General features: G+C 32.0%; 22 protein-coding genes. 7 read left to right on the top strand and 15 right to left on the bottom strand.

Going from position 1 to position 26,028, the window contains the following annotated elements; genetic code table 11:
* Nucleotides 1–15: 15 nt before the first annotated feature.
* From G9F70_RS10835 to G9F70_RS10775, 13 genes are all read right to left on the bottom strand, one after another.
* A complete protein-coding gene (locus tag G9F70_RS10835) occupies nucleotides 16–690 on the bottom strand; it encodes a TIGR04283 family arsenosugar biosynthesis glycosyltransferase (protein WP_187353001.1) in 675 nt (224 codons plus the stop codon).
* A 65-nt stretch (nucleotides 691–755) separates the two neighbouring features.
* A complete protein-coding gene (locus tag G9F70_RS10830; protein ID WP_164946228.1) occupies nucleotides 756–1,811 on the bottom strand; it encodes an ABC transporter ATP-binding protein in 1,056 nt (351 codons plus the stop codon).
* 11 nt (nucleotides 1,812–1,822) lie between these two features.
* A complete protein-coding gene (locus G9F70_RS10825) occupies nucleotides 1,823–2,626 on the bottom strand; it encodes an ABC transporter permease (RefSeq protein WP_164946229.1) in 804 nt (267 codons plus the stop codon).
* A 56-nt stretch (nucleotides 2,627–2,682) separates the two neighbouring features.
* The gene (locus G9F70_RS10820) at nucleotides 2,683–3,543 is read right to left on the bottom strand and encodes an ABC transporter permease (protein ID WP_164946230.1); all 861 of its coding nucleotides are present in this window, start codon (nucleotides 3,541–3,543) and stop codon (nucleotides 2,683–2,685) included.
* A gap of 2 nt (nucleotides 3,544–3,545) precedes the next feature.
* Nucleotides 3,546–4,781: an ABC transporter substrate-binding protein gene (locus tag G9F70_RS10815; protein ID WP_164946231.1), complete on the bottom strand. Its 1,236-nt coding sequence runs from the start codon at nucleotides 4,779–4,781 to the stop codon at nucleotides 3,546–3,548.
* A 73-nt stretch (nucleotides 4,782–4,854) separates the two neighbouring features.
* Nucleotides 4,855–5,547, bottom strand: coding sequence for a TVP38/TMEM64 family protein (locus G9F70_RS10810; protein ID WP_164946232.1), 693 nt, complete (start codon nucleotides 5,545–5,547; stop codon nucleotides 4,855–4,857).
* A gap of 77 nt (nucleotides 5,548–5,624) precedes the next feature.
* Entirely contained in the window at nucleotides 5,625–6,263 is a 639-nt protein-coding gene (locus tag G9F70_RS10805; protein ID WP_164946233.1) for a YdjY domain-containing protein, read from the bottom strand.
* A gap of 179 nt (nucleotides 6,264–6,442) precedes the next feature.
* Complete coding sequence (gene ilvD, locus G9F70_RS10800; RefSeq protein WP_164946234.1) at nucleotides 6,443–8,167, bottom strand: dihydroxy-acid dehydratase; 1,725 nt, start codon at nucleotides 8,165–8,167, stop codon at nucleotides 6,443–6,445.
* Nucleotides 8,168–8,177: 10 nt separating this feature from the next.
* Nucleotides 8,178–9,179: a sugar kinase gene (locus G9F70_RS10795; RefSeq protein ID WP_164946235.1), complete on the bottom strand. Its 1,002-nt coding sequence runs from the start codon at nucleotides 9,177–9,179 to the stop codon at nucleotides 8,178–8,180.
* Nucleotides 9,179–9,799, bottom strand: a complete 621-nt coding sequence (locus tag G9F70_RS10790) for a bifunctional 2-keto-4-hydroxyglutarate aldolase/2-keto-3-deoxy-6-phosphogluconate aldolase (RefSeq protein ID WP_164946236.1) — start codon at nucleotides 9,797–9,799, stop codon at nucleotides 9,179–9,181. Before G9F70_RS10790 ends, G9F70_RS10795 begins: the two co-directional genes overlap by 1 nt.
* A gap of 82 nt (nucleotides 9,800–9,881) precedes the next feature.
* Nucleotides 9,882–11,210: a 6-phospho-alpha-glucosidase gene (locus G9F70_RS10785; RefSeq protein ID WP_164946237.1), complete on the bottom strand. Its 1,329-nt coding sequence runs from the start codon at nucleotides 11,208–11,210 to the stop codon at nucleotides 9,882–9,884.
* Between the two features lie 16 nt (nucleotides 11,211–11,226).
* Nucleotides 11,227–12,819, bottom strand: coding sequence for a PTS transporter subunit EIIC (locus G9F70_RS10780; RefSeq protein ID WP_164946238.1), 1,593 nt, complete (start codon nucleotides 12,817–12,819; stop codon nucleotides 11,227–11,229).
* Nucleotides 12,820–13,012: 193 nt separating this feature from the next.
* Nucleotides 13,013–13,738 (bottom strand): MurR/RpiR family transcriptional regulator, encoded by a 726-nt coding sequence (locus G9F70_RS10775; protein WP_164946239.1) that lies wholly within the window; start codon nucleotides 13,736–13,738, stop codon nucleotides 13,013–13,015.
* Nucleotides 13,739–14,030: 292 nt separating this feature from the next.
* Between G9F70_RS10775 and G9F70_RS10770 the strand changes: the two genes are divergently transcribed.
* Nucleotides 14,031–14,657, top strand: coding sequence for an ankyrin repeat domain-containing protein (locus G9F70_RS10770; RefSeq protein ID WP_164946240.1), 627 nt, complete (start codon nucleotides 14,031–14,033; stop codon nucleotides 14,655–14,657).
* A gap of 38 nt (nucleotides 14,658–14,695) precedes the next feature.
* On the opposite strand, the gene G9F70_RS10765 is transcribed toward G9F70_RS10770, so the two are convergent.
* Entirely contained in the window at nucleotides 14,696–15,640 is a 945-nt protein-coding gene (locus G9F70_RS10765; protein ID WP_224617514.1) for a LysR family transcriptional regulator, read from the bottom strand.
* Nucleotides 15,641–15,774: 134 nt separating this feature from the next.
* Between G9F70_RS10765 and G9F70_RS10760 the strand changes: the two genes are divergently transcribed.
* The 6 genes from G9F70_RS10760 to G9F70_RS10735 all read left to right on the top strand — a co-directional run bounded on the left by G9F70_RS10760 (nucleotide 15,775) and on the right by G9F70_RS10735 (nucleotide 23,650).
* Nucleotides 15,775–16,020, top strand: coding sequence for a (2Fe-2S) ferredoxin domain-containing protein (locus G9F70_RS10760; protein ID WP_164946242.1), 246 nt, complete (start codon nucleotides 15,775–15,777; stop codon nucleotides 16,018–16,020).
* Nucleotides 16,021–16,023: 3 nt separating this feature from the next.
* Nucleotides 16,024–17,712, top strand: coding sequence for a [Fe-Fe] hydrogenase large subunit C-terminal domain-containing protein (locus G9F70_RS10755; protein ID WP_164946243.1), 1,689 nt, complete (start codon nucleotides 16,024–16,026; stop codon nucleotides 17,710–17,712).
* Nucleotides 17,712–18,884 (top strand): SpoIIE family protein phosphatase, encoded by a 1,173-nt coding sequence (locus tag G9F70_RS10750; RefSeq protein WP_164946244.1) that lies wholly within the window; start codon nucleotides 17,712–17,714, stop codon nucleotides 18,882–18,884. The genes G9F70_RS10755 and G9F70_RS10750 overlap by 1 nt, the downstream gene beginning before the upstream one ends.
* 11 nt (nucleotides 18,885–18,895) lie before the next feature.
* On the top strand, nucleotides 18,896–20,317 hold the full coding sequence (locus G9F70_RS10745; RefSeq protein ID WP_164946245.1) for a 4Fe-4S dicluster domain-containing protein: 1,422 nt from the start codon (nucleotides 18,896–18,898) through the stop codon (nucleotides 20,315–20,317).
* A 277-nt stretch (nucleotides 20,318–20,594) separates the two neighbouring features.
* Nucleotides 20,595–21,551 (top strand): SGNH/GDSL hydrolase family protein, encoded by a 957-nt coding sequence (locus tag G9F70_RS10740; protein WP_164946246.1) that lies wholly within the window; start codon nucleotides 20,595–20,597, stop codon nucleotides 21,549–21,551.
* Nucleotides 21,552–21,583: 32 nt separating this feature from the next.
* The gene (locus G9F70_RS10735; protein WP_164946247.1) at nucleotides 21,584–23,650 is read left to right on the top strand and encodes a methyl-accepting chemotaxis protein; all 2,067 of its coding nucleotides are present in this window, start codon (nucleotides 21,584–21,586) and stop codon (nucleotides 23,648–23,650) included.
* A gap of 219 nt (nucleotides 23,651–23,869) precedes the next feature.
* Here the strand turns inward: G9F70_RS10735 and G9F70_RS10730 are convergent, their stop codons facing one another.
* Nucleotides 23,870–25,903, bottom strand: coding sequence for a urocanate hydratase (locus G9F70_RS10730; protein WP_164946248.1), 2,034 nt, complete (start codon nucleotides 25,901–25,903; stop codon nucleotides 23,870–23,872).
* Nucleotides 25,904–26,028 lie beyond the last annotated feature (125 nt).

Here is a 26,028-nt window from a genome sequence, read left to right as displayed (position 1 = left end):
AGAGCATTCATTAGCTCATCTCACATTCTTGTAAATTTTAACTAATTTATCTGTAGGTATTCCTAGTAAGTACATCAATTTTATTTTATGCATCAATAGATGAGTTCTTAATTGACCACCATTCTTAAATCTTCTAGCTGAAGTACTTATAGGAGTGATAATCAATTTTAGTTTACCAACCTTTTTCATTGAAAGAGAAAACTCCCAATCTTCCATTATCTCTTGTCTAGGATACCCTCCTAAACTCTCAAACACAGACCTTTTAACAAAAATTCCTTGGTCACCAAAGTATAGTCCTAAATATTTAGCTCTAAGGTTGGATGTTACGGATATATATTTCATAAATAATGTATTATAATCGTAAAACTTCAGTGAAAAGCCGCCACCAACATATTCTTGTTCTATAGCTAACTGAAGTTCTTCAATAGAATTCTCTCTAATAATTGAATCTGAATGAACAAACCATAATATATCTCCACTAGCTTTTCGCGCACCTTTATTCATCTGATTTGCTCTTCCTTTTTCACTGTATATTACCTTAGCAAATCTCTCTGCAATTTCTTTTGTATTATCCCTGCTTCCTCCATCTACTACAATGATTTCTTTATCACCTTTTAATTCATTAAATTGACTTAATGTTTTCTCAATATTTTTTTCTTCATTTAATACAGGAATTATAATCGATACCATACTTATCACCATCATTAAAGAATTTTAAAGTTTCATTATAAAATGAAACTTTAATCATATGTAGTTTAACTACTACACCTGTTAGTCATCGGATAGACAATTCCTTTTGAAAAGTCTATTTTTAACTTTACTTTTTCTCCTATATTGAACTTCATGTACTCACTAGATATTGCTTTAAATTCTTTTCCTTCCACTTCCACAGTGTAGTGTACCTTATCTCCCAAGTATCTTCTCTTTTTTACAACACCCTTTATAATATTACTCATATTATAACCTTCAACTTCAGATAAAAGTTCTATATTTTCTGGCCTTATCATCATTTGCCCATTTCCCGTGAAAAATAATTCTACTTGAAAACTTCCAAGCTTGCATTCAAAAGTTCCATTACTAACAGAACCCTCTATGTAGTTTTTTTCTCCAAAGAAATCTGCAACTAATGGACTTGAAGGTTTTTCATAAACATTTTCCGGGGTATCAAACTGAACTATCTTACCATTTATCATTACTGCAATTTTATCTGACATCATTAGTGCTTCTTCTTTATCATGAGTAACTAAAATAGTTGTTATTCTCAACTTCTTTTGTATATCTAATACTAATTCTCTCATTTCCTCCCTCAACCTTATATCTAGACTTGAAAAAGGCTCATCTAATAAAAGAACTGTAGGTTCAATCGCTAAGGCTCTACCTAATGCAACTCGTTGCCTCTGACCTCCTGATAATTCCTTTGAGTATCTTTTCTCCAGTCCCTGAAGCTTTAATAAACTTATTATTTCTGCAACCTTATTTTTTCTGATGCTTTTTTTAATTCCAGCCATCTTAAGTCCAAAACCAATATTATCCTCTATGTTTAGATGAGGGAATAGCAAATGATCTTGAAATACAATTACCGTCTTACGTTTCTCTGCTTGTATACTTAAAATAGAGCATTCATCTAAAATTATATCTCCGCTGTCAAGTTCGATAAGTCCTGCAATAATCTTTAATGTAGTACTTTTTCCACATCCAGATTCGCCCAAAAGTGATACTATTTCACCATCATCTATAAAAAAGTTTATATCCTTTAATACTTTTATGCCATCAAAACTTTTATTTAAATTTTTTATCTGTAATTTACTCATACGTCTTTCTCCTAAATATAAAAATGATTTTCTATTGTATAGTAAGCTTTCACTCTTTTCTCCATTATAACTAAAAGTATTAAAGTAGCAGCAATAAATACAATACTATAACTGGATGCTATCATTCTATCCCCACTTTCAATAAATGGAAACATAACCATTGAAAGTGTTACAACATTTCCTCCACCTATTATAAAAGTTAAAAAATACTGACTAAAAGATACTATGAATACTAAACTTGCCGCTGATATTAAACCTGGGGATATTAAAGGTAAGGTTACATAAAAAAAGGTTTGTATCTTACTTGCACCTAGTGTTCTTGCCTGAGACTCCATAGATTCACCTAAAACTTCAAATACATTAGTAAGTATTCTTATACCATAAGGCAGGCATGGTATTAAGTGCACTAACACTACTCCCAAGAAGGTGTTAGCAAGTCCAACCTTTATAAAAAACACTTGAATACCAATACCCACCGCTACTGGTGAAATAATAAGTGGTAAAAGCACAAGTAACTTAAAAAAGCCTTTCCCTTTAAATTCATATAAGCCTAAAGCTCTAGCAGCTGGCACACTTATTATTAAGGTAATTACAGTAACTACGAAGGATAACCAAATACTATATAAAAGTATTTTAATTGAATTGTCAGATCCAGTTAAAAAGTAGGTTACTCCCCTTAAACTATACTCAATAGGCAAAACATAGGGCCAGGGCCACCTTTTACTAAAGCCCCATAAAATTAAAACTATTAGTGGAAAAATAACTAAAAAAGCAGCCAAATAAATAACAATATTAAAAATAACATTTTTCTTCATAAATCTCCCCCTACTCCTCACAAAATAAATACCCTGTCTAAATCAAAATTTTAACTCTATACCTTTCGACAAAACAAACTGAGGGTTTTATCATAAATCCATACTATTATTAAGGAAATAAAGGCTAAAACAACATTTAAAGCCATTGCATAAGGTCTATTTGAAATATCCGGATTTGTATACTCTATAAAGGCTTTTACCGGCAAAGTTTTTGGAGTAGTTGGCCCAAGCAAATATGGAACTTCAAATGCCCCAAAGGAAAAAGCAAATATAATAATAAATGAAGAAATAATTGAAGGCCAAGATAAAGGAAGCATCACATGCCAGAAAAACTGCCCTCTGCTAGCTCCTAAATTCAAGGCCACCTCCTCAAGACCTTTATTTATGTTACTTATAAACGTATATACTATCATAGCCACAAAGGGTATTTCTTTCCAAAGATAAGATATTATGATTCCAACTCCATATCTATCAAAAATTAAAATTGGAAAATCAGATTGTGCTTTTAATATACCAAGATGATATAAAATTCTAGGCAGTAAGCCACTTTGAGATAAAATATTAAACATCAGAAAAGCGGCAACCATATGGGGTACTATTATAGGAAGTATGTATAATATCTTTTCTATACTCTTTCTATGTTTATTAATAAGCATAGAGTAAGCCAATACTACACCAACTATAACTGCAATTGTTGATGAAAATAATGAAATATTTAAGCTGAATTTTAAGGATTCTAAAAAACCTTTATCCGTAATTATAGAAACATAGTATTTAATTGTTAACTCTCTAAGCCCTATAATAGGCATATAACCTAAACTTTGCGATAGAGCAATTACTATACCAGATGTTAATATTCCTAATAAGACAATTGCAGCGGGAAGGAGTAATATATATGGCTTAATCTCTTTTTTCATTCTTACTTATCTCCAGGAATTTGCTCTGACCAAATCTTTTCTATAATAGGTACTAATTGTGATGGCACTTCTGGAACTCTATGCTTTAATAACCGTTCCTGAGGTATTACTCCTTCACCAAGCTTAATAGCTTCAAACTTCTTCTTTTCCTCTGCTGAAAGTTTGCTATTATCTAAAACAGGTAAATCTCCCCATCCTTCTGGATTATATTTTGATGTCTGTGCTTCAACAGTAATTATTGTATTTATAACTGCCATTGCTCCTGCTTTATTAGGAGAATTGAATGGTATTGCCAAGAAATGAGTGTTTCCTACAGTTCCCTTATCAAAGATAAAGCTTTGTGTCCCCTTTGGATACTCACCACTTTTTACTTTAGCAGGTATTGAATTCGGATTATAAGACATACTCATTGACAATTGATTATCTGCATACATATTATCTAGCTGAGCTATAGTAGCTGGATAAGTCTTTCCTTTATTCCACAAATAAGGCTTTAATTGCTTTAAATAATCCATGGCTGGTTGAATTACCTTCTCCAATGATGTTTTATCTGCCTTAGCATTAGCTATTTTATCATATCCAACAGTCTCATATATAATGTTTCTTACAAAGGCACTTCCAGTAAAATCAGGAGGTGCAGGATATGTGAACTTTCCTGGATTTTCTTTTACAAACTTTAATAACTCTTCTGCTCCTGAAGGTGTATTTGATACCTTCATTCCATTATATATCATTACAAATTGTGCTTTTCCATAAGGTACTTCATATCCTTCTACAGGATATCCAAAATCAGATTTTACCTCTATTGAATCTTTATTTATGTACTTATTAAAATTAGGAAGCTTTTCTGCAAAAGGTCCAAAAAGTATTCCTGCTTGTTTTGCTGTATAAAAATTTTCTCCATTAATCCAAACTACATCAATAGTTCCATTTTTATTATCAGCTTGTTTATCTCCAACTAACTTATTTAATATGTCTTCAATATTCATAGGCACTCTTTTAAGTGTTATATCATACTTATCCTTTAATGTCTTACCTAAATAACCATCAATCCACTTATTTGTTGTTTCGCTTCCACCCCAACCATAAAAATTAACAGTTGTTCCCTTAGCATCTTTTAATATCGTATCCCAGTCCTTATTTATTACATTGTCAGTTGTATTCTTACTCTTTTGGCTACATCCAAATGAGCCTAAAGATAAGATAAAAATCATAAATAATGCCAATATCTTCTTCATATTTTCCCTCCAATTATTAAATGTATCATTTCTTGTAAAAATCTATATTATATATCAATTAAATATTTATTTTTTAAACTTGAATTCTTTTCTTATCATTCCACATCTTTTTAAGTAATACAATCAATGCACTTAATGCAAATAGTATTAACAGACCCATTACAAAGGTCTTTGTTGTACCTGTTAACATTCCCCCAACATATGAATAAACAATAGTTGCAGGAAGTTGTCCTATACCAGTAGCTATAAAGAATGACCAAAAGCTCATAGATGTCAAACCAGCAGCATAACTAACTATATCAAAAGATATAAAAGGTATTAGTCTAGCAATTAAAATTGCATATTTACCATATCGCTGAAAAAACTCATCAATCTTTTCTAAAGCTATTTTACTTGTAAGCTTTCCCACCACATTTCTTCCGAAAAACTTTGAAATATAATAACATAATGTAGCTCCGGCCATAGCACTTGACCATGATAGAATTGCTCCATTAACCCATCCAAAAAGTCCCGCATTAGAAAATGTTATAATAAATGCTGGAAGTGGTGCAACAATTGATTGTAATATCATTAGTAAAAATGATACAATCGGTGCCAAAATGCCAAAGCTAAGTATATATTCTTTAGCCGATCCAACATCTAAAGTTTTTAAGACAGACAAAGCTTCATTTACATTATATCTTATTGGCGGTATAAAAAGATATAAACAAACAATTATTAAAATACATAAGCCTTTTCCTTTAGTTCCTTTAAAAATATTTTTCATTTTAATACCATCCTTCTTAAATATTTTTATAACCTTTACAGAAAAGAGTTCTGCTCAATATAAGGAGTACGAAAATATTACTCCGCGAATCTAAATATCACAGTAACTTTTGTTCCATCCTTAGGAAGTACATCTTTTTCACCATAGAATTTTACAGTTTTTGATGCCCCTGTTTCATATGAAGCATTACTTGTAATTCCAACTGCACAACTATCTAAGCATAATATACAACCAGTATTCATGGTTTTAGCATTTTCAATATTTCCACCAAATCTTATATCCATAGGTCTTTGATCACTTGAAGATATAATATCATTAAATGGAATTTCTTTTCCAAGTCCTTCCCACGTAACAAATACATTTAGCTTTGAACCTTGAACCTTTACTCCTTTAGTCATATCAGCCATCTTAACATTGTTTCCTGGCTTTGCCCCTAGAGATTCTACTGCATTATAAAAATCAACTTGATTAGCAAGTCCTCTTAAAAGAGATTTCTCACCATTTGATCCATCTTTAAATACTACACCATGTCTAGTTGATTCAGTAAAGTATTTTCCATTTACTTCAGCGAGTATTTTAACTTCTTTTTTCTCTTTGTTGACAACTAATACTTGTTCACCTTTATCAGCAGCTGAATTCTGTGGTTTTAATGAACAACCTACAAATACTGCGAAAATAAGTACTACCATTGTCAGAATTGATAATAATTTTTTCATCTTTTTGTTCCTCCTTAATTATTTTATATCTAGTATAAACTTTGTTATTTAAATAATAATAATAATAATAATCTCTAGAAAAGATTCTTATGTGTTCAAAGCTTATTCTTTATGTATTAGCACATATCTCTAATTATAAATCACTAATTATATATGGAAAAGTGCCAGATTCTGTTTCATTAATGAGGCCAATTGGATATAACTCCACCTTTCATACCAGAAGTTGCCATGCTTGTATACATTCCAAGCACACCTTTTGTATATTTAGGCGGTTTTGGTTTCCATTCTTTTTTTCTTTCATTTAGTATATCTTGAATTTCTTCTAATGATTTTTCTTCTCCATTGATTTCTACAATGTTTATACTTCTATCTTTTATATTAATATGGATTATATCTCCATCTTTAACAAGAGCTATTGGTCCTCCATTAGTAGCTTCTGGAGAAACATGACCGATAGCTGGTCCTCTTGTTGCACCAGAAAATCTTCCATCAGTTATTAATGCCACTGTAGAATTTAATTTTTCATCTGATGCTATAGCTTCTGTAGTGTAGAACATTTCAGGCATTCCAGAACCTCTTGGCCCTTCATACCTTATTATTATTGCATCTCCAGGTTTAATGCTTCCATTAATTACAGCTTCAAAGGCTTCTTCTTCTGAATCAAAGGCTTTTGCACTTAATTTTATATCCTTCATTTCAGCTGGAAGACTTGAGTGTTTAACTACACATCCTTCTGGTGCTATATTTCCTTTTAGAACAGATACTGATCCACTTTTATTTATTGGATTTTCAGCATCATATATAATTTCACTAACATTAACTGAAGGAATTGATTTCAAATATTCACCATAAGCTTCTACAGCATTAAATTCATCTAGATTTTCTCCTAGGGTTTTTCCTGTAACTGTAAGAACATCTAGATGAAGATATCTTTTAATTTTATTCATAATAGCTGGTACTCCGCCTGCATAAAACACATAGTTAGCTGGCCAGTGTCCACTTGGTCGTACATTTAGTATAAAAGGTACTTCTCTGTGGATTCTATCAAAATCTTCTGGATTAATTTCTATCCCTAGTTCTTTTGCAATAGCAGGTATGTGTAATAATGCATTAGTTGACCCTCCAATAGCTGCATGAATCATTATTGCATTTTCAATTGATTTTTTATTAACTATATCTGATACCTTTATTCCTTTATCTACAAGGTTTATAAGTGCTTTTGATGATTTCTTAGCATAAACTTTTAGTATTCCTGAAGTAGAAGGTAAAAGAGCTGAGCCTGGAAGAGCTAGTCCTAAACCTTCACTAAGTACTTGCATAGTAGCTGCTGTTCCCATAAAAGAGCAAGCTCCACAACTAGGGCATGCTTTTTCTTTATAGAATTCATATTGTTCATTAGTTATTTCTTCTCTTTTATGCATAGCACTATAGGTTCCTACCTGGTTTAAGGTTAGAAGATTTGGTCCTGCATCCATAACTCCACCTGGAACAATTACAGAAGGTATATTAACTCTACACATAGCTACTAGATTTCCTGGAATTCCTTTATCACAGCTTGATATAAATACACCCCCATCAAAACCTGTTGCATTAACATGTATCTCTATAATATCTGCAATTATTTCTCTAGATACGAGAGAATAATTCATTCCATCATGTCCCTGGGCCTGACCATCACAAATATCTGTAGCATAGTAATCTGCAGCTTTTGCTCCTAAATTAGTTAATTCATCCATAGACTCCTTTACTATTATATTTAGGTGAGCACTTCCTGGATGACTTTTACCATAGGTACTTTCTACTATTATTTGCATCTTTTCTAAATCTTTTCTGTCCCATCCCATTCCTATTTTTAAAGAATCCATTTCAGGAGCTATTTTTCTTAACCTTTGAGAAAATAACATATTTTTCACCCTACCTATCTATAATATTTTTTTCTGATATTATTTTTTCTATATCCTTTGGAGCTACTATCATACTATCTCCTTTAATTGTACACTTTAAAGTAGCTGAAGCTACTCCAAAATCTAGTGCTTCTTTAAGAGTTTTTTCTTTAATAATAGAATAGATTACCCCAGATGCAAAGGCATCTCCACTCCCCACTCTTTCAATCATTTTTGTAGTTAGTCTTACTGATTCTTGAATATCTTCACCTAATCCATAAGCGTAATAGGTATTATTATCCTCTTTATCATTTATACGTTCTGTATGAACTATATATTTAAATGCAAATTTACTCTTTAATTTCTTCATTCTTTTAAATATGTCTTCTTTAGTTGAATTTTCCCTATCAAACATTTCTGTATCTTTTTCATTAACCATTATAGGTTCAATTCCAAAGCAAAAATCTACATAGGGTGCCAGCTCTGTCATATATTTTTTAGCTTCCATGAAATTGCACATCTTACTTCTAAAATTTAAATCCATACTTATAAAAATATCTCTCTTCTTAGCTTCTTTAAGTATTTCCCTAACTAACTCTCTAGAATTTTCACCTATACCTAAGGTAATTCCACTAAAATGTAGCCAAGTTACTCCTTCTAAAACCTTAAAGATATCAATATCATTAATATTAAGTTCAGAGAAACTACTGTGTTTTCTATCATATATAACACTACTACTTCTTACCCCTAAGCTTCTTTCTAAGAAATAGTATCCTATTTTATCACCCTTTGTTATGATATTACTTACATCTACACCGACTCCTCTAAAATATCTTTTTATGCTTTTAGCTATATCATTATCTGGAAGTGCAGATAATATAGTGCTCTCTATATCCCAAGATGAAAGTATTGATGATATATTAGCTTCTGACCCTCCAAAAAAATATTCTAACTCATTACTATTTTCATAAACATCAAAATTCTTTGGAGTAAATCTTAAGAGTATTTCACCTATTGAAAGAAATTTCCCCACTATTTATCACCTTTAACTTTTTCCATAAATTTTTTAGCATTACTTGCTATCTTCTCGTGTTTATTATTAGTTCCTAAAGTTAATATACTTCCTATTCCTAAAGCATCAGCTCCATTTGATAACCATTCCTCTATATTTTCTAGATTAACTCCACCCGTTACCATTATTTTAAGATCTTTAATAGGAGCTTTTATAGATTTTATATACTTAGGCTCTACTGCCTCTCCAGGGAATAGCTTTATAAGCTTAACCCCTGTTTTTAATGCATTAACTACCTCTGTAGGAGTAAAACATCCTGGTATATAATCAACTTTATTTTCTAAACAGTATTTACTTATAGTGCAATCAAAGTTTGGTCCTACTATAAACTGTGAACCTGCTCCAATTGCTTCTTTTGCTGTATCTACTGCTAAGACACTTCCCGCTCCTATAATTACATTCTTATATTTACCTACTAAACTTCTAATGATTTCTGAAGCATCTTTATTTGTATAAGTTACTTCTATAACTTTTATTCCACCTTCTATAGCTCCTTCTATAATTTTCTCTGCCTCCTCTTTACTATTTCCTCTAATAACTGCAACTATTTTATTTTTCATTATACCTTCTATTATATTCATCTTAAAGCTCCTCCTAATAGAACAAGCCCCACCTTGGGTGAAGCTTGTCTTACTTAACTATTTTTTTAAATATATACTCCCCTTACTTTAACTTTGGCCAATATTCTTTATTAGCTTCAATCATATCATCTAAAATTTGTTTTGCTACAAAAGCAGATGGAATTGTCTTGTTCATAGTAAATGCCATAAGTGCTTTTTCATAAGATCCCTCGATTGCAGCTTCAACAACTAATTTTTCAGAAGCTTCCTGTTGTTCAATTAATCCTTTATAGAAAGTCGGTATTTCTCCTACACGTACTGGCTCTGGGCCATCTTTAGTAATATAAGCAGGTATTTCTACCATAGCATCATCTGGTAGATTTTTAATTGCGCCCTTATTTTCAACCATGACCAAATGTCTCTTTCTTAGATCATATGCTAAGCTCATGGCTACTTCCACAATAAATTCTCCATGTACTCCTGTAAAGAATTGTGTCAGATCAATTTCACCAGTAATATTATAGTTATCCACTGCTGCAAATATCTTCTTTTCTCTTCCTTCCATTACCTCATTGGCTCTTGTATGGCTTTTATCAGCTTCTTCTACAATTTTATCTCCTAAAAAATAATACTGCATATAAGTGTTTGGAAGATACTTGGGAAACATATTCATTATATGTTTAGCATTCTCAAATGTATGAATCCATGATGGATCATTGTGCCTTACTTCACTTCTTGAATCTGGAGGAATATAACCATGTTCTGCTACATAGGCCTTTAATTCTTCTGTTTTATCTTCACCATTTACTCGAATTTTTGTATACCACCCAAAATGGTTTAATCCAAAATAATCCGCTTCTATTTCATGTCTATCACAATCTAAAATATTTGCCATATTTCTCATAATTGCAACTGGCATATCACATATATTTAAAATCCTTGCATTTGGTCTTAACTTATACATAGCTTTTGCTACAATAGCTGCTGGATTAGAATAATTGACAATCCAATAATTTGGACTTGCATATTCTTCACAATAATCAATCATTTGAGCCATAGGGTAAATAGTTCTTAGACCGTATGCTAATCCACCTGGACCACAGGTCTCTTGCCCAATCACATTATATTTTAATGGAATTTTCTCATCCAATTCTCTCATTTTGTATAATCCAACACGCATTTGAGCAAAAACAAAATCAGCATCTTTAAAAGCTTCTTCAGGATTAGTAGTAAATATAAGCTTTACGTCTAGATCAAACATCTCAACAACTTTTCTTACTATTACACCTACTTTATTTTGACGTTCTTCATTTGTATCATATAGTCTTAACTCTGATATTTTGAATTCTTCTTTTCTTGAAAGTAAACTTTTAACAATTCCTGGTGTATAAGTGCTTCCACCGCCTACGATTACTAGTTTAAATGTTTTCATTTTAATAATTCCTCCCTTATTCTGTTATTTGTAATGCTTCGTCTACAATTGTTCTAATTTTATTAATTGAAAGACCATACACAACCTGTATATTTTTCCCTTTTTTTACAACACCAGATGCTCCTGTAGTTTTTAAAGTTATTTCATCAATTAAACTATTATCAATAACCTCTACTCTAAGTCTTGAAAAACAATTTTCCAAGGTTACTATATTGCTCTTTCCACCTAGTGCTTTTATAATCATCAAGGCTTTATCTCTATCCTCAATGACATTTTTAGATATATTACCTATTTTCATATCTTGTTTAACTTTTGCTGTATTTTCATTTAAATCAATTACAAAATCTGTGTCATCGTCTTCTCTTCCAGGGGTTTTTAAATTCATTTTTTCAATCATAAATTTGAATACTATGAAAATAACACCTATTTCAATTAACCCTATTAATATATATACAGGCCAATGAGTTTTGCCAATCCCTGCTGGAATATTTATAACAAGAAAATCTAAAATACCATTTGTTGCACAAACCCTTACATTAAATAAATACACCAACATTTGAAAGAATCCATCAATAGCTGAGTACACAACCCATAATATTGGAGCTGCAAAGATAAATGTGAATTCTAAGGGTTCTGTAATACCAGCAATTACAGAAGTCAAGGTTGATGGTATTAACTGAGCTTTTAAATTATTGCGTTTTACTTTCTTAGCAGTAAAATAAAATGCTAAGGATACACCTATCACACCAAAAGTTTTAACTAAACCATAAGTCAAAAATCTCGCTGAATCTGGCATCATAATAATTGTTGGATCATTAAGTAATGCTAAGAATATTGGTTTTGCTCCGATTACATTCTCACCGTTAATAATCATCTGATCACCGACTGCAGAATATAAAAATGGTGACCAAATTAAATGGTGGAGTCCAGTTGGAACTAGGAATCTATTTAAAAATCCATAAACAAATACTCCAAATGCTCCTGCTGTACTCATAAACCCTGTAAGTGCCGTTATTCCATTTGCTATAGTTGGCCAAATATAAGTCACACCGCTACTGAATATTGCAATTATTGGAATCATTCTAATAAATACGTATTTGCTATTTCCATAAGGGGCCATAACACCTTTAAATTCTTTGTTTATAAACTTATTGTGAGTTATGGCTACTAGAACACCTAAAATCATTCCTAGAAAAACTCCCATGTCTGTTACATGGAATCCTAGCTGAATTGTCTGCCCTGTACCATACAAAGCACCTGCTGTATTGCCCTTAATTAATTTACCTGATAATTCTAACCACTTGCTGTTAGCACCTAAAAACAAAATATAGGACATTATAGATACAAACGCTGCATCTGATTTTTTATTTTTTGACATACCTATGGCAATTCCAACACAAAACACAACACTTAAATTGTTCATGATTGGTGACAACATACCATTTAAGAATTTACCTATTGACCAGATTAATCCACCCTGGGTAACAAACGCTGTATTAGTAAGAACAGCCGTCAAAGCAATTAGCATACCTATGATTGGCAAGAATAAGACCGGTCCAATCATAGCTTTAGCAAATTTTTGCATACCATTTAAAATCTTGTCTTTCATTTAACTATATCTCCCTTCACCATCTTATAAAATTTTTCTTTCGTAATTACTTAGACATAGAATAGCATGATTAATAAATATTGTTAATAGTTTTGGCCAATTCAATAACATGTTTACTAAAGAGTGAATATGTTTACATTTACAAAAAAAAGGCTATCCCAAAAACTAGTTTTGAGAAAGCCTTTTTGACGACTTATATATTATTCATTGCTTTATCTAATAGGTATTCCATAACAATCATCACTCTAGCATAAAAATAATTAGCAGTAATATTTCGGTCATCTAATTCTTTATCATCCAATATAGAAAAATGTATATTGGATTGTTTAGACATATGATCCATATGCTTTCCAGTGAAAGTAATAATATCTAACTTATTTTCAACTGCATAATCGATAACTTTCGTTACACTTTCAGTCTCTCCACTTTTAGATATTCCAATTACTAAACCACCACCTATCTGATTATTATCATATACGGCATAGGAATTTGTTTTAATACATCTAAATCCTAATACTAACATCTTTCTCCAAAAAAAATCTGCGACTGGATCAGAGAAGCCAGTAGCTGTTATAAAAATTATATTCTTTCTATGTTTGATAAGCATAGAAACAAAAGCCTCTATTTTTTCTTTATCGATATAAGATATAAAACTAGTAATATCAGAAGTATGCTCTTGATTTTTTTCATGATTTTTTATTATAAAATTCAAACGATATACCATGTCAGTATAACCCGTATATCCTAATTTTTTCGATAATTTAATTACTGTTGCTGCAGAAGTATAATTAATATTAGCAACTTCTCTTACCCCTTTATTTAGTACATACTCACTATTTTTTAATATATATTGGAGCACTTGTCTCTCTATTTCCGTCAATTTATAATTATCAGCAATTTTATAAATATCAAATTTCATCTTGTGCCTTCCTTCCTCTATATAAAGCAATAGCTACTTTTCTACCCACACTAAATATAACATAAGTTTCAATTATAAGAAATGGCAAAACAAATTGTATTGAGAATTTGTTAATATCCCTTGGGGAATTTTCCTAAGAAGCTTGCCACTTAGGTTACATTTTAACCTTGATATGTTAAAATAATATTATAAAAGCAATAAACTGATTTTAAAGCTAAAAATCTGACATCAGATGCTGGTTTTTTTAATGTTTAAGCATGCTAAAATATTTAATTAACAGGAGGTACCCAACATGAAAATATTCGGTAATATATTCTCTAAAGACCCTAAATCAATTTATAGATATATTGAAGAAGGTAACATAGATGAAATAAAGAATTATTTGAAGGTCGCTAAGGATTTAAATTCTGACTTTGCACTGGAAAGTATACTTCATTATGCCATTAATAATAGCGAAAATAATTATTTTAAAACTATTGAACTTTTAATAAATAACGGTGCTGATATTAACAGTCATCACAGTGAATTCTTGGAAACTCCTCTTCATAAACTTTGTGCAAGAGTAAACCCTCAAATAGATGTAATAACTATGATATTGGAAAAAGGAGCTAAAGTTAATGCAGTCAACATATCCGGTAAGACCCCAGTGTTTTACTGTAGCTTTAATTATTCTGTGGAGCTTCTTAATCTTCTTGTAAAATATGGAGCAGACATCAATGTACATGATAAATATAAAAATACTCTTCTTCACGATGATTATATTAACTGTTATGATGACCACTTTGAAGAATTTTTAAAATCTCTCATAAGTCTAGGCTTTGACATAAATTCAACAAATTCTACAGGATCGACTCCCTTAGATTATTGTGAAAATAAAAAAATTAAAGATATTTTAATGAAATACATTGGAAATAAATAAAAAAACATTTCATTAAATTTCACTTTAATGAAATGCTTTTATTGCTTTGTAAAATTCTTCACCATATCAATAAATAGCTTTTCATATGTTGTAAAGACATGATTCTTCTTATAAATTATAATGTCTTTATTAACCAATGAACTAGCAGAAGATTTTCTGATTATCATATTCTGATGATCTAAAACATCCTGTGGAATTTGCGATACCCACATAAAGGAACCCTTTACCCTTTGTAGTAAGTCAAATTGGCTTCCCCTCTCATATACATAAATTCGCTTTAAATGTAGCCTAGCTTCAGCATCCTTTTTAATTTCACTAGGTGAAAGAGAAGGTATCTGGAAATCCCCATGGACAATCTCTGTATAGTGGCATAGGTCATAATATGGAATATCCTCCATATTAGCAAGAGGATGTTCCTTTGACATAAGTAGGCATAAGTCAAATTCCCAAAGTGGTTCATATTCCAAATCCGAATCCTTTAAAAAGGCTAGAAAGTAGTTTTCATATAGTTTTTCATAACGAATAATTCCTAAATTAGAATCTCCGTTATGCACATCATTTATTGCTTCCATGGAATTTGTTTCTTTAAAAAATATATTTATTTCTCTTTCCTCATTTAGAGAGTTAACAAACTCAGAAAATGCCACAGAAACATAAGTTGCTCTAGGAACAGATATATTAAATTTTATGACATCCGATTCGCAAGGCTTGTATAAAGACTCCAACTCATTAACTTGAGATAGAATTGCCTTTGTATAAGATAAAAATTCAGCACCTTTTCTAGTTGGTTCAACCCCTTTAGCCGTACGCTTGAAAATAGTAATTCCAATCTTCTTTTCTAACTCCTTAATAGCTCTACTTAAATTAGGTTGTCCCATAAATAGATTTTGTGCAGCCTTTGTAATTGAATTAGTTTTTTCAACTTCAACAATATATTTTAAGTGTAATAAGTTCATAGCCCTCACCCATTCATTATTAAACATATGTACTATATAAATTATACATTACCCCCTCCTAAAGTTCAATGTTACAATAAGAGTATTGTAAATTTTTTATCAATTCTCACAAATAATTCTTAATTAAGTCATAAATAAACATTTTTAAAGGAGAGCGTAAAATGGATATTTTAGTATGTATAGGAAGCAGTTGCCACGTTAGAGGTTCTTATTCAATAATGAATGGATTAAAGGTAATGATAACTGAAAAACATTTAGATAGTGAGGTTTATGTTAAGCCTGCCTTTTGTCTTGGTTATTGTAAATTAGGGGTAACCATAAAAGTGGATGAGCAGCTTGTAACTGGAGTAACAAAAGAGAATTTAACAGAGGTTTTTGATAAATATGTTTTAAAGAAGGTTGATTAACCTATGAGCATTTTAAAATTAAAGAAAGCAAATTGTAAAAATTGCTATAAGTGTATAAGGAATTGTCCTGTAAAATCTATTGAAGTTAAGGACCATCAGGCACAAATTCTTGAAAGAGACTGTATACTTTGTGGCAATTGTATTTTAACCTGTCCTCAGGACGCTAAAGAAGTTAGAAACGACTTAGAAATCGCTAAAAATTTAGTTAGAGGAGACAAAGATATCATTGCTAGTGTTGCCCCTTCCTTTATTGCAAATTATGATGTTTCAACCTTTGAAGCATTTAAAGATATACTTAAAAAATTAGGTTTTTCAGACGCTTATGAGACAGCAGAAGGTGCATTTTTAGTAAAGAGTGAATATGAAAAACTCATAGCTAAAAACACTGGAAAAACAATAATCTCATCCTGTTGTCCCACAGTAGTTAAATTAATTCAAAAGCATCATCCCAGTACTCTTGAAAATTTAGCTCCTATTTTATCTCCAATGCAAGCTCATGGGAATCTGATTAGAGCTAAAAATCCCAGTGCACAGGTGGTATTTATCGGCCCTTGTATTTCTAAAAAAGATGAGATTGAAAACTATCCAGGAGCAGTAGATATGGTTTTAACCTTTGATGAACTCAATCAGTGGCTTGAAGATGCGCAGATTAACATAACTGCTATGGAGGATGCCCCATCCTTAAAATACTTATCTAGATTGTTTCCTGTAGCTGGTGGAATAATTAAAACCATGAACATAAATACAGATTATAAATATATTTCTGTAGATGGCATTGATAACTGCATTGATGCACTGATTGAAGTAGAAGAAGGTAACTTTGAAAATTGCTTCATCGAAATGAGTGCCTGTAATGGCAGCTGCGTTAATGGTCCTGCAAGAGGTAAAAATAAATTGAAGCTTATAAATGCACAAATAAAGGTGGAGAAACTTGCCCTTAATAAGGAAACTATCTGCGATTATGATTTAAACACAGATATAAATCTCTATAAAGAAATTAAAAGTGAAGAGATTGTTTGCCTCCCCCCTAGCAAAAGTGATATTGCAGCTATACTAAAAAAAATGGGTAGAAATACTCTCAGTGATGAGCTTAATTGTGGTACCTGCGGCTATAATACCTGCAAGGAAAAAGCTATTGCTGTATACTTTGGTAAAGCTGAAATAACCATGTGTCTTCCTTATATGAGGAGCAAAGCAGAGTCCTTCTCAGATAAGATCATAAGTGCAACTCCCAATGCAATTTTAGCTGTAGATATGGATCTTCGAATTCAACAGATTAATAGGGCTGCCTGTAGTATTTTCGGGATTTTAAGGTGTGAAGATGTTATAGGTGTACCTGTGTCAAGAATTATGGACGAGTTTGACTTTGTCAATGTAATTTCTAAAGAGGAAAGTAGGACACATAAAAAGGTTTATTTAGCAGAGTATGAAAAATACATCGAAGAGCTACTAGTATATGATAAGAATAGCCATGTAGTAATTTGTATAATGAAAGATATAACTAACAAGCATTTAAAGAGAGAAAAACTCCTAGCTTCAAGAAATAACGCAAAAAATATTGCTGACAAAATATTAGAAAAACAAATAGGAATTGTTCACGAAATTGCTTCCCTACTTGGCGAAACTACAGCCGAAACACAAGTAGCCCTAAAAGAGTTGGAAAACACCATGTTTGAGGAGGATGAATATTAGTGAAGAACATATTTATGGAGTGTGGATTTGTAAGCCTCAGTAAGCATGGTGAGAAGATTTGTGGAGATTACTATACAATTGTAAAAAAAGAGGATACCACTACTATTGTGCTTTCTGATGGTCTTGGCAGTGGGATTAAAGCAAACATTTTAGCTACATTAACTTCGAAAATTTTAAGCACTATGATGGCTGGAAATATGTCCATTGAAGATAGTGTGTATACCGTAGCAAAGACATTGCCTGTATGTAAGGTTAGAAATCTTGCCTACTCGACTTTTACAATATTTCAATTAGTTCACTATAATAATAATGCTTATTTAGCTCAATTTGATAATCCGAGTGTAATTTTAATAAGGGAAGGTAAAAATTTTCCCTACTGCTCCACCTGTAAGATTATTGGCGAAAAAGAAATCTATGAAAGCAACATACAACTTCAAGTTTACGATATGATTATTTTACTTACAGATGGCATTACCAGTGCTGGACTTGGGCGAGTTACTACAAATGGTTGGCCACGAGATGAAATTATCAAATATATAGAGCTATGGTATACCCCTAATATGTCACCTCAGAGAATGGCCTCTGCCATCGCTGATGCCTGCCTGGATTTATCTCTTGGTACTCCTCAGGATGATTCAACAGTTGCAGTATTTAAGATAAGAAAAAGACAGGTAGTAAACCTTATTATAGGCCCTCCCGAGAAAAAAGAGGAGGATAATATAATACTAAAGCTCTTCTTTTCTAAGGCCGGTAAAAAGATAGTCTGCGGTGGGAGTACTTCAAAAATGGTTAGTAACTATTTAAACAAACCTATAAAGGCGGCTACCAGTTCTCAGGATGAAGAAATACCTGCTATCGCTAGTATAGAGGGTGTGGATTTAGTTACTGAAGGAGTTATTACCCTTGGCCGCGTAGTAGAACTAGGTAGAAAGTACTTAGAGAATAGTAAAATATCCCTAGATTTAGAGAATAAAACTGATGGTGCTTCTCTACTTGCAAAGTTACTCTTTGAGGAAGCTACAGATGTAAATTTCTTTATTGGTAAAGCAATTAACCCTGGTAATGAAATAGATGGTATGAAGATTAGTGCATCAGTTAAAATGAGTTTTATAAAAGAAATTAAGGTCATTTTAATTGAGATGGATAAGAAAGTTAAAGTAAGCTTATGTTAGGAGGTAAAACCATGAGATTATTTGATACTAATGTTCAAGAACTTAAATATGAGGTATTAAAGGAAGTTGCAAAACTTGCTTTTGAGGATGGTCTACAAGATGGAATACTATATATACCTGAGAAAATTGTACCTGGCCCAGAGGCTACTATGCGTTGCTGTATTTATAAAGAGCGTGCTATTTTAAATGAACGTGTAAAGCTTGCCATGGGTGGAAATAAAAATAACCCCAATGTAATTGAGGTTTTAGATATTGCTTGTGATGAGTGTCCTGTTACTCAATTTTCTGTTGGCCCTGCTTGCAGAGGATGTATTGCTCATAGATGTGAAAATGCTTGCCCAAGAGGTGCTATTTCCTTCGCCCTTCATAAGGCAGTTATAGATCATAAAAAATGCATCAACTGTGGGAAATGCTTAAACGCTTGCCAATATAGTGCAATTATAAAAAATGTTCGCCCCTGTGAAACTGCCTGCACATCCCATGCTATTTCTATGGATGAACATAAAAAAGCTCATATTGATGAGTCCAAATGTATTGCTTGTGGTGCCTGTGTTTATCAATGCCCCTTTGGTGCTGTTATGGATAAATCCTATATACTAGATGCCATAAACCTTCTCCGTGAAAACCATGCCAATAGTAAAGTTTATGCCATTATTGCTCCCTCTATTACAGGACAATTTAAAACTGCTAAGATAGGGCAAGTAGTTTCTGGACTTAAACAGCTAGGTTTTTACAATGTTGTAGAGACAGCCCTTGGTGCGGACATAGTAGCCCACAAGGAAGCTAAGGAACTTGCAGAGAAAAAATTCTTAACTAGTTCTTGTTGTCCTGCCTTTGTAGCCTACGTTCTGAAAAATTTTCCTGATTTAAAGGAGCATATATCTCATAATCTATCACCTATGGCTGAAATAGGAAAATATATTAAAAGCGTTCACCCCAGTAGTAAGGTTATATTTATTGGCCCTTGCACTGCAAAGAAAGCTGAAGTTAAAAAGGACAACGTTAAACAATATGTAGATGTGGTCTTAACCTTTGAAGAACTTCAAGCACTATTTGATAGTAGAGATATTAATCTTTCAAGTTTACCAAATGATGTGCTAGATAATGCCTCTTACTTTGGAAGAATTTTTGCAAGAAGTGGTGGTCTGTCAGATGCGGTAGCAGAAGCCTTAAAAGAACAAGGGGTAACAGATTTTAAAGTCTCCCCTATTCCTTGTAGTGGTATTGAAGAATGCAGAACTGCCCTTTTTAAAGCTAGTAAAGGTGTTTTAAAAGAAAATTTTATTGAAGGCATGGCCTGCAACGATGGTTGCATAGGAGGTGCTGCCTGCTTAACTCACGATGCTAAAGATAGGAAGTTAGTTGATGACTATGGCAGAGAGGCTCTGGAGAAAACAATAAAGGATGCAATTGACATTTTAAACTTTACTTAGGTGCCTTAGACTAAAATCATAAACATAGGACTGTTTTGAAAGTATTTTCTGATGGAATATACTTTTAAAACAGTCCTATTTGTCTATATTTATATGGTAATTTAGAAAAACATTGCAAAATACGCCTAAAAGTGACATAATGTGTGTGTGTTATAACCTAATTCAGTCTCAAAATTTATAAAATTTAGGAGGTGACACCTTAAGTATATATCATAAAATGTTTTATTATATAACTTATAGGGGATTAACAATTATTTAATAAAGGAAGTGAAGGGTAATGAAAAAAAATTTCAAATTTATATTTACAATCTTCATAATATGCATTTTTATTTTTGCTGGAATTATTTATCTAACAAGTAAAGAAAAAGTTAGTGAAAAATTTACTCAGGTATTTGCATTTGGAGATAGTTATTCAGACAATGGACAAGCTAAAAAAGTTTCTGCACAAATCATGGCAAGCAGTAATAAACCTGGTGATGCATATTTAAAACCTTCCGATAAATTATATTGGAAAGGTAGATATTCAAATGGACCTACATCTGTTGAAGTGTTAGCCGAAAAGTTAAGTGTACCATTAATTGACTATGCTACAGGTGGTGCAACTACTGGAGAAAAAAACTATTCTAAGTGGATGGATTACTTGGGCAATACAGGAGTACTCGGACAAATTGAAAAATTCGAAAAAAATTTAAAGTCAGGTAAGGCTGATCCTGATGCATTGTATTTTATTTTCGCTTCTGCCAATGATTATTTTTTATTCATGGATTATTCTTTACCCGGTACAGTTGAAAACGTTGCAGATAAAGCTGTTGCTAATATAAATACCGCAGTTAAAAGATTAGAAAGGCTTGGAGCTAAAAAGTTTCTTGTAGTAAATAGCAGTGATTTATCACTTGTACCTTATGAAATTACTAATAATAGAACAAAATCTGCTGAAGCTTTTGTAAACCATATAAATAAAAAACTTCCTGAAACCATAAAAGAATTACAAAAAAACTCAAATATCAAAATCATGATGTTTGACTTACCTAAAATCAGTGAAAATATAATGAAAAATCCAAGCCAATATGGGTTAGTTGAACTAAATAAGGCGTGTCAAAGTACTTATCCAAAAATCAAACCTGCACATGATAATGCAGAGCAATATTATTTTTGGGATGAATGGCATTTTACTGCTGCTGTACATAAGATATTTGGAGAAAAAATGTATGATAAGGTGAGAACGTTTAAATAGAAGGATATAATTCAGGTTAGGAGATAGTTATTATGATTAAGAAATTTAAAAGTATTCAAACTCAAATTTTAGTTATTACCATACTTATTATAATATTGGCACTTGCAACTGTTGGTATTATAATTAGCTATCAAGTTAATACTCAAGCTAGAAAAGATTATCTTAATAATTCTAAGGAACAGATGAAATTGGCTGAGCATTCTATCCAAATTTTTTATGATCAAATAGATAAAAATATAAATATGCTAGCCACTCATCCCTTAACAGTTCAAGTAAACAAGAGTAATATTACAAATTATATTAATACTACGAAAACTACTAAAATGACACCCTCTAAAAACGGAACAATAGAACGTGGAATTTATAATGTATTTGAACAATATGCAAATTCACATCCTGGTACAATGTTTGTTTATTTGGCTACTAAAGATGGTGGTTATGTAAATTGGCCAGAAACTACTATATCAAAAAAATATGATCCAACTTCTAGAGATTGGTATCAGAAAGGTTTAAAAGGAAATGGAAATATAATAAGAACAGCCCCTTATAAAGCCGATACTGGTTCAATGGTTATAAGTAATGTACGTTCATTAACTGATTCTAACGGAAAGGTATTAGGTACAATAGGAATTGATGTTGAACAATCGGTGATTAGTAACATGTTAAGTAAAATGAAAATAGGGAAAACAGGTTTTTATATGCTTATACATAATACAGGAATGATTATGGCAGATGGAAATAATGCTGCTAATAATTTTAAAAATATAAAAGAAGTAAATATACCAGGAGTAGAAAAAGTATTGTCAAAAGATTTAAATTCTTTTAATGTGACTATTAGTGACATTAAATATATTGGTAATACATATAAAATAAATAATACTGACTGGATTTTAGCATCTTTTATGTCAGAAAATGAATTAATAGCAAGTGCTAAAAGAATATCTATTATAGTCTTGGTTATTTCAATATTTATGTTAATTTTAACATTTATTTTAATTAATATTAGCACAAAGCGAATTACCAATCCAATAATAAAATCTTCTCAATATTTAGGAATACTCGCAAAGGGTGATTTTTCCCAAGAGCTTGACTCTGAATTATTGTCAAGAAAAGATGAAATAGGCTCAATTACCAATGGTATTAATAATATGAAAAATTCATTAGTGAATTTAGTGGATAGTATTAAAACAGAATCCTCCGCTATGGAACAGAAAGTGAATAGTATTGTAGACAATGTACAGATATTAGATAGTGACTTACAAGAAATATCTGCAACCACAGAAGAATTAGCTGCAAGTATGGAAGAAACCTCAGCAGCATCTGAACAAATGTCAGCAACTTCACAAGAAATGGAAATAAGCATTAATTCTATAGCGCAAAGATCGGAAAAAGGTGCTATTGCTGCTAATGAAATTAGTAAAAGAGCAACTTCCATTAAAGAAAATGCCAATATTGCTCAAAAGAGAGCTGCGAGCATTCTTCTTCATACACAAACGCAACTTGAGCAAGCAATAGAAGATTCAAAGGTAGTTGGTGAAATCAATATCTTGTCTGAATCTATCATGCAGATAAGCGAAAAAACTAATTTACTTGCATTAAATGCTGCTATCGAAGCCGCAAGAGCTGGTGAATCTGGAAGAGGATTCTCAGTTGTTGCTGATGAAATAAGAAAGCTTGCAGAACAATCAAAAGATACGGTGCTAAAAATACAAGCTGTAACAACAAACGTTATATCTTCAGTAAATAATCTTTCTACTAATTCTAATAATTTATTAACTTTTGTATCTACAGATGTTGCTAATGATTATCAGGTAATGTTAGATGTTTCAGAAAAATATAACGAGGATGCTAATTTTGTAGATGAACTAGTAACAGATTTTAGTGCTACTTCTGAGGAGCTTTTAGCTTCAGTTCAAGAAGTTTTAGGCGCTATAAATAACGTGGCCCAAGCAGCTAACGATGGTGCTTGTGGAACTGCAAATATAGCAGATAGAGTTACTACAGCAAATTATAAATCAACAGATGTTATGGCGGAAGTTTTAAAATCAAAAGAAAGTACTGATAGATTAGAACAAGAAGTGAATAAATTTAAAATATAATCTATATTTTATAATAAATTGCAGTTTAAGCAGTCCCCCATATGATGTGTAATACTAAAAAGCAACACAAAAGTAATTAGAGCACTCAATATAAAATTACGAAAGCTGTATTACTGAAATACAGCTTTCGTAAAAAATAAGGTATCATCTTGCGAGAGGATTACCTACTGTTTGGACTTACTACTGCTAATTAATATGGAGCCCAAAATAAATTATCTTTTAATATGCCTTATTCAAACATTTTTTTATTGAGTCTTTAATTAACCCTTCTTTTACAATGTATGGAATGGTTATATGGTCAGTTCCATTATGCGTTTTGTTAAACTCCGCAGCAGTTTCAATTGAGTGTTCATTTCTTGCCCATGAACGTCTTGCAATTCCACTCATAACGTCCCAGGATAGTGCAGATTTAATTATCTCATCTACTCTATAGCTTCCATCAAGTACTAATCCAAATCCGCCATTTACTGCTTTTCCTATTCCCACTCCACCACCATTATGAAGTGCAACAAAACTCATTCCTCTTGCCGCATTACCAGCAAAACATTGAATAGCCATATCTGCCATAACATTACTTCCATCTTTAATATTAGCGGTCTCTCTCAATGGGGAGTCTGTACCACTCACATCATGATGATCCCGTCCCATCATAACAGGACCTATTTCTCCTTTTCTAACCATATCATTAAATTTCAGTGCAATTTTGATTCTTCCTATAGCATCCTGATATAATATTCTTGCCTGAGTTCCTACTACAAGATTATTTTTTTCTGCATCCTTTATCCAATTATAGTTATCCCTGTCCTGATACCTTCTGTTTGGATCTATACATTCCATTGCAGCATAATCAGTTTTTAGCAAATCTTCATTCTTTCCACTTAAGCAAACCCACCTAAAAGGTCCATAACCATAGTCAAATAGCTGTGGTCCCATTATATCTTCTACATAAGATGGGAAGATAAATCCATCCTTATCATCTGTTTTATTCTTGGATATTTCTTTTACTCCTGCATCATATACCGCTTTCATGAAAGAGTTTCCATAATCAAAAAAATAGGTTCCCCTATCAACAAGTGTTTTTATTAATTCAAAGTGTCTTCTTAAGCTCTTATCCACTAATTGATTAAATGTTTTTCTGTCTTGTGCAAGTAATCTTGTTCTTTCCTCAAAAGTTATACCATGTGGACAGTATCCTCCATCATATGGAGCATGGCATGAAGTTTGGTCAGTCAATAAATCAACTTTAATGTTATTTTCAACTGCATATTCAAGCAAATCTACTATATTACCACAATATCCTATGGACATAGGCTCTTTCCTTGATGTGTGCTCATTTGCAATTTTAAACACTTCATCCAAATCTTCTGAATACTTTTTAACCCAACCTTGTTCAATTCTTGTGTCTATTCTTGATTTATCAACTTCAGCTATTATTCCCACACCATTTGCTATCTCAACTGCTTTTGCTTGAGCGCCACTCATTCCCCCAAGTCCTGAACTTATAAATAAATGCCCTCTTAAATCTCCATCATTTGGAATACCTAATTTTAATCTTCCTGCATTCAAAAGGGTGTTATATGTTCCATGTACAATTCCTTGAGGCCCTATATACATCCAGCCCCCAGCTGTCATTTGCCCATAATTTGCAACACCCATCTCTTCGGCTATTTCCCAATCCTTCTGATTATCAAACATGCCTACCATAAGTGCATTAGTTATTATTACCCTTGGTGATTCAGGCCTGGATTTAAAAAGTCCAAGTGGATGTCCGGATTCCAGTACAAGTGTCTGATCCTGCGTCATTACTTCAAGGTATTTTTTTATCAATTGATACTGCATCCAATTTTGAAATACACTTCCTGTCTCTCCGTATGTAACAAGTTCATATGGATATAATGCTACTTCAAAATCTAGATTATTTTCTATCATTACCTGAAAAGCCTTGCCTTCTATACATTTCCCTTTATACTCATCTATTGGTTTACCATAAATTCTTTCTTCTGGGCGAAATCTGTACCCGTATATTCTTCCTAATTTTGTCAATTCTTCTAAAAACTCAGGTATAAGTTGTTCATGATACTTTTCAGGAATATAACGCAGTGCATTCTTAAGTGCAATTTCTGTCTGAGCCTCTGTTAAATGAAATCCTCTACTCGGAGCCCTTCTTATTCCTTTTGCAAATGTAGGCATTTCTGGTAGGTAGTCATCTAACTTTACTGTCATAGCTTCTGAAATTTCAAAATTATCTAACATAAAACATCCACCCTTCAATTTATAGTTTTATTTTTATTGCGGCGTGTAACTCCCACTTATAGAAGTAGGAGACTGTTTCTTATTCATATTAATCACCTCAATACATATTATTCTTCATATATCCA

It is taken from the genome of Clostridium sp. FP1, assembly GCF_011065975.2.
Taxonomy (GTDB): domain Bacteria; phylum Bacillota; class Clostridia; order Clostridiales; family Clostridiaceae; genus Clostridium_AD; species Clostridium_AD tagluense.
This window is presented reverse-complemented; position numbering and strand designations above follow the sequence as displayed.